This window comes from bacterium (assembly GCA_020440705.1).
Taxonomy (GTDB): Bacteria; Krumholzibacteriota; Krumholzibacteriia; order LZORAL124-64-63; family LZORAL124-64-63; genus JAGRNP01.
Window position 1 is genome coordinate 1 of sequence record JAGRNP010000093.1, and the last position, 8,503, is coordinate 8,503.

An 8,503-nucleotide genomic window follows, 5' to 3' on the forward strand; every position below is an offset into this window, starting at 1 on the left:
GGCCGCGGCCGCCTAGGCGGCCTTCTTGTCGCCCCAGCTCCTGGTCTTGTTCACGATGCCCGACACCGTGATCAGCGCGATGATCAGGCCCGTGCCGATGAAGACCCAGTCGGGCACCTTGGCGGCGTCGCCCTGCGCGTAGCTGTGCAAGCCCGTCAGGAAGTAGTTCACGCCGAAGTAGGTCATCACCACGGACGAGACGGCCGCCAGGCTCGCCGCCGAATTCAGCCACACCGAGCGCATGGCCGGGATCCAGCGGAAGTGCAGCACCACGGCGTAGACGAGGATCGTGATCAGCGACCAGGTCTCCTTGGCGTCCCAGCCCCAGTAGCGGCCCCACGACTCGTTGGCCCACACGCCGCCCAGCAGCGTGCCCACCGTCAGCAGGCCCAGCCCCGTGATCAGCACGTGCTTGTTGATGTTGTCGAGGGTCTTGATGGCGTCGCGGACGTTCTCCCGGTGCGGGCCCTTGAGCAGGGTCAGGAACAGGATCAGCGTGCCGATCAGCGCGCTCAGGCCCAGGAAGCCGTAGCTCGAAGTGATGATCGTCACATGGATGTTCAGCCAGTACGACACGAGCACCGGCACCAGCGGGCCGATGGCCGGGTCGAAGGTCGAGAGCGTCGAGACGCCCAGGATCACGGCCGTCAGGAACGCGCCGAGCGACGCCGGCGCCGCCATGCGGTACTTGAAGTCGAAGATCAGGCCCGAAGCCGCGATGGCCAGGCTGATGAAGAGCAGCGACTCGTGGCCGTTGGAGATGGGGATGCGCTCCGAGGCGATCCAGCGCGCGATGTACGCCACGATCATCGCGGCGAAGCACAGCAGGTACAGGCCCATGCCGAGGGCGTAGACCGGATTGCGCCAGGTGAAGGGCCGGCCGGCATTGCGGAACAGGTTCACCAGGTACAGGATCATCAGGATGGCCGACGGCACGAGCAGGCCCATCATGGTGTAGAACCAGATGTTGGCCTTGTTGTAGAAGAGCTCCGCGCCGAGGACCGCCTGCGACGGCAGCACCGAGGCGCCGTACTTGTGCTGCAGCGCGTCGGTGCGCCGCAGGCCGTCCATGATCTGCTGGTCGCTGCCCGACTGCAGGCCCTGCAGCAGCGCCGCGAAGGCCGGCTGGTACTCGGCGACCTGCTCCGGCGTCAGCTGCTTCTCGACCTGCTGGTAGTCGAGCCACTTGTCGTTGTCGTGGCCCGGCACCGGGTAGATGGAGAGCATCTGGCCGCGGAAGGTCATGTACAGGATGTTGAAGCGCTCGTCGAAGCTGATCAGCTTGCGCTGCAGCTTGGTCCGGTCCCGGTCCGGCGTGCGGTGGGCCTCGGCCGCCAGGTCGGCCAGACGGTAGCGGCCCTGGGCGTCGAAGAGGCTCGCGGCGGAGACCCGTTTCGTGTCCGCCGACACGCCCAGCACGTCGTTCAGGCCGGGGAAGCCCAGGTAGATCAGGTCCTTGTCCCACCAGAAGGTCGGATTCATGGTCCAGTTCAGGTAGAGGTCCACCGACTCCCGGCCCTCGAACTTCATGTTGGCCGGCATCTTCGTGACCTTGATCACCGTCTCGCGGGCCATGGTGTCCAGGGGCTTCATGCGGCCCCGGAAGTCCTGCACGACCAGGCGCGAGGCCAGGTCGCGGGCCGGACCCGAGAGCTTCACGAAGCCGGACGCCGCCGGCGCGTGGTCGTGGTTGTGCCCGTCGTCCTGGGCCTGCACGGGGGCGGCCCCGGCGAGCACGGCGACCAGGGCCAGCGCACCGACCGTCGCCGCCGCCTTCTCGGCCCGCGCCTTCTTCTTCTCCGCGGCCGACTTGAACAGCAGGTCCTTGGCGAAGATCAGGATGAAGCCCAGCGAGATGAGGAAGTAGCCGAAGTAGGTGGGCCACTTGCCGGGATCATGGTTCACCGACAGGATCGTGCCCCGCCGATCGGTATCGTATGACGACTGGAAGTGCCGCGAGCCGCGGTGATCCAGCGGGTGGTTCATGTAGATGTGCACTTGTTCTCCCTCGATGCCCTGCTCCGGGTCGATCAGCGTCACGTAGCTCTCGTACGTGGCGGGGTTGTCCGAGCCGGGGTAGGTGTCCAGCACGAAATCGTCGAGCCGCACGGCGTAGGGCAGCCTGCGGATCGTCGGGCCGTACGCCAGTTCGAAGGTCTGCCCGTTCAGGCTGACCGTCTGGGGCCGGTCCTGCTCCATGCAGATCGCGTCGACCTGGTTGCCGGAAGCGTCCCGCAGCACGATGCGTGCCGCGGCGCGGTTGTTGGCGTTCTCGCTGTGGGCGGGCGCGAGCACGACCGAGGTCATGATGCGCATGGGTGCGAAGCTCACGTCGCCGCTGTCGTCGCGGTAGACGACGCGTTCGCGCAGGGCGAACGGCTCGCCCGCGGGCAGCGCGAACTCCTCGTTGTTGCCCATGTCCATGCCGACCAGGTCGAACGACGCCCGCGCGCGGATGCCGGTCTCGCCGCCGGTGGTGAACTCGATGCCGCGGCTGACCTGGAACATCAGGTTCAGGCCGGGGAAGTCGTCCTCGCCGCCGCTGTGCCCCATGGAGAAGTCGGGATGGTAGGCGAAGAGGATGCGCTCGCCCGTGCTGCCGTCGGGGGCGGTGATGGCGACCTTCACCATGGGATTGGTCATGGGCCCGTCGAGGTTGGGCTCGCCGCCCACCTTGAAGGCCGTCTGGTACTCGGCGAGGCGGAAGGTGTACCCGTTGCACGCCATGGGGGTGTTGCCGCGCGGATCGAGGGGGAACGCGCACGGCTCGCCGTCGATGTTCACGCGCAGGTCGCCGTAGGGCGAAGTCGACATGGGGCCGCCGAACTCGCCGCCGCTCACGAAGCGCGCCTCGGCCGCGCCGATGGTGGCCTTCTCGCCTTCGCGCATCACGTGGCCGCCGTCGTGGTCGTGGCCGACGACCCGGTAGTTGAAGCCCGCCGGGCCGCCCGGACCCTCCTGGTACACCTCGGTGAAGTGCGGCCAGTACTCGGTCACGCCCAGCTCGTACTCCTGGCCCTGCAGCACGATCTTCTGCCAGATGTCGTTGGCGTCGGGCTTCCACAGCCGCACCGGGAAGCTTGCCGTCTGGTTGCCCAGGGTCGCCTGGATGTGGTCCTTGTCGGAGTAGATGTAGTCGACCGTCTCGCCTTCGCGGATCCGCATCAGGCCCTCGTAGCCCATGTACCGCGTCATGGCCGATCCGATCAGGATCACCACGATGGCCACGTGGACGAAGGCGAAGCCCAGCTGCTTCGGCTTGTAGGGCCAGCGGCGGAAGAAGAGCAGCATCAGGCTGATCGTCAGCAGGCCCAGCACGATCTCGAACCAGGTGGCGGCGTAGACGAGATCGTAGGCGCCGTCGCGCCCGACGCGCGACTCGATGAAGGTGGCGCGGGCCGAGGAGATGGCCACCACGGCCATCAGGAAGGCGCTCAGCTTGAGGGACGAGAGGAAGGCGACGACGGGGTTCTTGAAGAATCCGTTCACAATGGGACCATCCAGGGCTGACAGGATCCGGTTTCCCGGGGGAACAGGAAATCGAAAATTCCCGTTCTATTTTACCAGTGTTTTGGTGGGGGAAATATAGTGTCTCGCCCCCACCCGCGCCGCAAAAATCGGAACAGGTTGCGATTATTTTCACAACCACCTGTAGGGTGGACTGCCGCGGGCCTTTCGCTTAAATTCGGCGCACTTAAGGCGTTGCCCCCCGTCCCCGCAAGGAGTCTCCGATGACCCGGACCAACCTGCTGCTCCTCCTCTGTGTTCCCGTTTTCCTCTGCGCGGCGGCCGACGCCTCGGCCCTCGACCTGGGCGGCCACGACCGCGACGGCATGGTCCTGGGCCTGGACCTGGGCTACGGCTGGAACGGCGTCAACTACGACCTCGGCGAGCTGTCGGTCGAGCACGACGTCGAGGCCTTCACCGGCGGCTTCAAGATCGGCTGGGCCCGCAGCGACAAGCTGGTCGGCTTCATCGGGCTCTCGGGCTGGAAGCGGAGCTACAACGTGGGCGTGCCGGCCACGGCCACCAACTTCAATTTCGCGGCCGAGGTGTACTGGTACCCCACCGGCCAGGGCTTCTGGGCCAAGGGCGGCCTGGGCGCCGGCTCCCTCGACCTGTACGTGAACACCGTCCTGACCGAGAACCGCATCGACGAGAAGGGCAGCGGCCTGCTGACCACCCTCGGCGTCGGTTACGAGTTCCGGGTCAGCGGCACCGCGGCCTTCGGCTTCGCCTACGACTACACGCGGGTCGACGTGGGCGACCTGGGCCCGGCCGCCGACGCCGTGACCGAGAACCACGTCTTCGCCATGACGCTGCGCTGGTACCAGGACTAGTTCTCCCCGGCCCCGCGATCCGACGCCGGTCCCCTCCCGCGGGGCCGGCGTCCCTTCTTCCGGGGCAACCCCGTCCGCCTTTTCCGGCCCCGCAAACGGCTTTCCCGGCCCTCCATCGTGACTTGGAGAATCGTCACATTCCGCCTCGTTCCCTGTCAGGGTGTGGACTTTCCTGCCTCCGGATCGGCCCGCAAGCGGACTCTGCCCCTTACGGTTTTCTGCAACCGGAAAATCCTGCCGATGACAACGGCCGTGCCAATGTGACACCTGGCGCGTTACACATTTCTCACATATCATCAAATACAGCATCACCTATTTTGCCCATTTTCATGACGAAAGTTTGAGTTAAGTTCTCAAAACAAAAAATTTCTTGACCGTTTCGTCAGACTGGTGCTAGTCTGGCGACGAATCGAACTCGCTGCGGCCGCGCCCCGCGGGAGGAGAACAGCCGACGCCACGGCCCTTCCGCAACCGGCCCCCGGATCAGACGGAGCTCATCCGGCTTCACAGGGACCCCGCTCCCCCTCCCAGGAGCCAGCATGATCATCCGTGCCCAGATTCGCCTGCGGGCGCTCGTGTTCGTTTTCCTTTTCGCGGCCCTGACCCTCAGCGGCGCCTTCGCGCCGGCCCTGGCCAAGACCCCCTACCGCATGACCAGCGATTGCGAGGGCGATCCCGGTGACGGGGTGCTCGACCCGGCGGCCGACCGCGGCGATTCCGGCGAGAACGACCCGCGTGGGCAGGAAGTCACCGAGACCGCGTCGTTCGTCGCGGGCTGGAGCGGCGACGTGCTGCCGTTCTTCGTGCCCGACGCCGGCACCGGTCGCCTGACGGTCGTCCTGATTCCGCGCGGCGCATGGCTCGGCGCGTTCGGAGGCCTGGACCGTTACGGGAGGTTCCACGATGCGCCGTGACCTCCGCACCCCGGCGACGGGTGCGGCCGGCGCGGCCGGCGTCCCCGCCGCCTACCACGAGGCCCGGCTGGCGTACCGTCAGGGCCGCATCGCCGACGCCCTCCTGGCCCTCGACGACCTGCTCGAGGCCCCCGAGCTGCTGGCCGACCCGGCCCGGCGCGACGCCGCCCTGCTGCGGGCATGGTGCCTGATCGAGCGCAAGGATCCGGACGCCGCCCGCGCCTGGCTGCGCACGGCCCGCGAGGCGCGTCTGGTGCCGTCCGGCGACGTGACGGCCCGCGTCATCGACCTGAACGCCCGGCTCTACGCCGAGGACCACGAGGCCATCGCCGCCGAGGCCGAAGAGCTGCTGACGACCTGCGTCGATCCGGCCGACCTGGACCACGCCGAGCTGCGCCTGATCCTCGGCGCGTCCCTGCGCTGGCAGGGCCGGCTGGAGGACGCCCTCGGCCACGTCGAGTTCGCCTGCTCGGCCTTCACCGTGCTCGACGAGCCCGGACGCTGCGCCGTCGCGGCCAATTTCCTCGGCTGGACCTGCCTGTCCCTCGGCCGCCTGACCGAGGCCCGGCGCTGGTTCGAGAAGAGCCTCGGCATCAACACGCGGCTTGAAGCCCCCGCCCGCATGGCGCAGAACTACCAGAACCTGGCCATCGTCTGCTACAAGCAGGGCGACTACGCCCTGGCGGTCGAGCTGCTGGAAAAGGAACTGGAGCTCGTCCGGCCGCATCCGGACATGACGTGCCGCGCCCTGATCGCCCTGGGCAACGTGCGGCGGCTGCAGGGCGAGTACTTCGCCGCCCGGGCGGTCCTGCTCGACGCCTTCGCCCTGGCCGAGCAGCACGGCTACCGCCGCGAGCAGGTGCTCGCCCTGGAGTTCCTGGGCGACGTCTTCCGCGACGAGAACCGGCCGGCCGAAGCCCGCATGTACTACTCGCGCGGCCTGGCCGTGGCGCGCGAGCTGGCGCCGCGGGGCGACCTGGTCATGGAGCTGCTGCGGCGGCGGGGCGAGTGCCTCGACCGCGAAGGCGCCCACCGCGAGGCCGAAGCCGTCCTGCACCAGGCCCTCGAACTGGCCCGCGAGGTCGGCGACGGATTCGAGACCGCGGTGATCCACCGTTGCCTCGGCGTGAACGCCGCCCGGCTCGGCCGCTGGCAGCTGGCCCAGCGCGAGCTGGAAACGGCGCTCGAAGGCCTGCAGGGACTCGACGCCCGCTACGAAGCCATGGTGGCCAGCTACGAGCTGTCGCGCCTGCTGCTGCGCCGGATCGACGCCGGCCAGGTGGGGGGCCAGTCGGGGCCCGTCCTCGAGGCGGCCTGGCAGCACGGCCTGCGGGCCCAGCAGTGGGGCCAGGAAACCGAGAGCCCGGTGCTCGTGCGCGAGATCGCCGAACACCTGGGCGAGATCGCCCGGCGCCGCCTGCTCGGGGCCGAGCACAAGTCCTGGTCGGCGAGCTTCGCCACGCATCGGGCGGTCACGAGCCGCGTCGTGGCCGTGTCGCGGGCCATGCAGCAGGTGCTGCGGCGCTGCGACGGCTTCGCCCGCTACGGCACCCCGGTGCTCCTGAGCGGCGAACCCGGCACCGGCAAGGAACTGCTGGCCCACCGCATCCACGAGAACAGCCACCGCGGCGCCCGGCCCCTCATCCGGGTCGACTGCGCGGCGCCCGGCGGCGACGGGCTCGCCCGCGAGATCTTCGGCCATCTGGTCGACGGCCAGGCCACGCCGGGACTCGTCAGTCAGGCCGAGGGCGGCACCCTCCTGCTGGCCGGGATCGAACACCTGCCGCGGGACCTGCAGGCCCGGCTGCTGCGCCTGATCCAGGAAGGCATCTACCGCCCCGAGGGCACCGCCCGCGAGCAGCGGGGCGACGTGCGCCTGATCGCCACCAGCAGCGCCGACCTGGCGGGCCTCGCCGACCGCAACGGCTTCCGGCAGGACCTCTACTTCCGGCTGCGGCTGATGTCGGTGCACGTGCCCGCCCTGCGGGAGCGCCCCGAGGACGTGGTGCCCCTCCTGGACCACTTCCTCTGCCGCCTCGAGGGCTCGAGCCTGCCGGCCCGGACCCTGCTCGGGGTCGAGAACCTGGGCCGCCTGGCCGAACACGGCTGGCCGGGCAACGCCGACGAACTCGAGACCCTGGCCCAGCAGGCCTGGCTGCTGCGCGATCTCGGTCGCCCGCTCACCCTCGCCGTCGAGGAGGGGAGCGACGGCCGACGGCGGCTCGCCTTCGCCGAGCGTCCCCCGGCCGGCCGCCGCGCGGGCGGCCTGACCCGCGCCGCCCTGGACGACCTCATCGCCCGCACCGGCGGCAACAAGGCCCGGGTCGCCCGCAACCTGGGCATCTCGCGGGTCACGCTGTACCGCTGGCTGCGGCAGGCGGAGTCGGGACCGGCGTCGTAGCGGACGGCCGGCCCGGCGAACACGCACCCGCCGCCAACTAGACGGCGGCGCCGAACGAACGTAGATTGGCCCGGCGGCCCTTGCCGCCGGGCCATTCCGCTCCTCATCCCGTCTTGCGAGGTCGCCCATGCGTTCCGTCCGGATCCTGCTCCTGCTCGCTGTGTGCCTGCTCCTGGGCGCACCCGCCCGCGCCGACGAACTCCCCTCCTGGCGCGAAACGCCGGTCCGCAGCGCCCTGCTCGCCTGGCTGGCCGACGTCACGCGCGAAGGCGGGCCCGACTACATCCCCCCCGCCGAGCGGATCGCCGTCTTCGACAACGACGGCACCAGCGCCTGCGAGCGCCCGCACGGCGGCTCGTCGGCCTTCCAGAAGGATCTGCTGCGGACCTTCGTCGCCGAAGGCCGGGCCGACGGCGCCGACCCCGTCCTGGCCGCCTGGCTGGCCGACGACCGCGACGCCCTGAAGGCCGTGGGCTGGACCGAGGCCTATGCCCGCATGAACGCGGCCTTCGCCGGCATGGAGATGGGCGCCTACCGCGACTCGGCCTGGGCCTGGGTCGCGCGGAATCCCCACGAGCGGTTCGGGGTCCCGGTCGACCGTCTCTACTACGCCCCCATGATCGAGCTGAAGGATCTCCTCGAAGCCCACGGCTTCCAGGTGTGGATCGTCACGGCCAGTACGCAGGAGTACATCCGGGCCGTGGCGCCCGCCGGCTTCGGCATCGCCCCCGGGCGGGTGATCGGCACCTGGACCGCCGGCGAGTACGGCGTGGAGGACGGGCGATCGGTCCTCCGCCGGGGCGCCGAGCAGCACAACAACGGCTACGAGAACAAGCCGGGCAGCATTG

The 8,503-nt window shown here is 69.4% G+C and carries 5 protein-coding genes; 4 read left to right on the forward strand and 1 reads right to left on the reverse strand.

The window, feature by feature from the left end; all coding sequences use genetic code 11:
- Positions 1-12: 12 nt before the first annotated feature.
- Positions 13-3,489 carry a cytochrome c biogenesis protein CcsA gene (gene ccsA / locus KDM41_13125; protein ID MCB1184369.1) on the reverse strand — a complete coding sequence of 1,159 codons (3,477 nt, stop codon included), beginning with the start codon at positions 3,487-3,489 and terminating at the stop codon, positions 13-15.
- A gap of 242 nt (positions 3,490-3,731) precedes the next feature.
- On the opposite strand from ccsA, the gene KDM41_13130 reads away from it, so the two are divergent.
- The 4 genes from KDM41_13130 to KDM41_13145 all read left to right on the forward strand — a co-directional run.
- Complete coding sequence (locus KDM41_13130; protein MCB1184370.1) at positions 3,732-4,340, forward strand: hypothetical protein; 609 nt, start codon at positions 3,732-3,734, stop codon at positions 4,338-4,340.
- 539 nt (positions 4,341-4,879) lie between these two features.
- On the forward strand, positions 4,880-5,254 hold the full coding sequence (locus KDM41_13135) for a hypothetical protein (GenBank protein MCB1184371.1): 375 nt from the start codon (positions 4,880-4,882) through the stop codon (positions 5,252-5,254).
- The gene (locus KDM41_13140; protein ID MCB1184372.1) at positions 5,244-7,655 is read left to right on the forward strand and encodes a sigma 54-interacting transcriptional regulator; all 2,412 of its coding nucleotides are present in this window, start codon (positions 5,244-5,246) and stop codon (positions 7,653-7,655) included. The genes KDM41_13135 and KDM41_13140 overlap by 11 nt, the downstream gene beginning before the upstream one ends.
- 127 nt (positions 7,656-7,782) lie before the next feature.
- Positions 7,783-8,503, forward strand: a 721-nt coding sequence (locus tag KDM41_13145; GenBank protein MCB1184373.1) for a haloacid dehalogenase-like hydrolase, incomplete at its 3' end; no start/stop codon positions are given.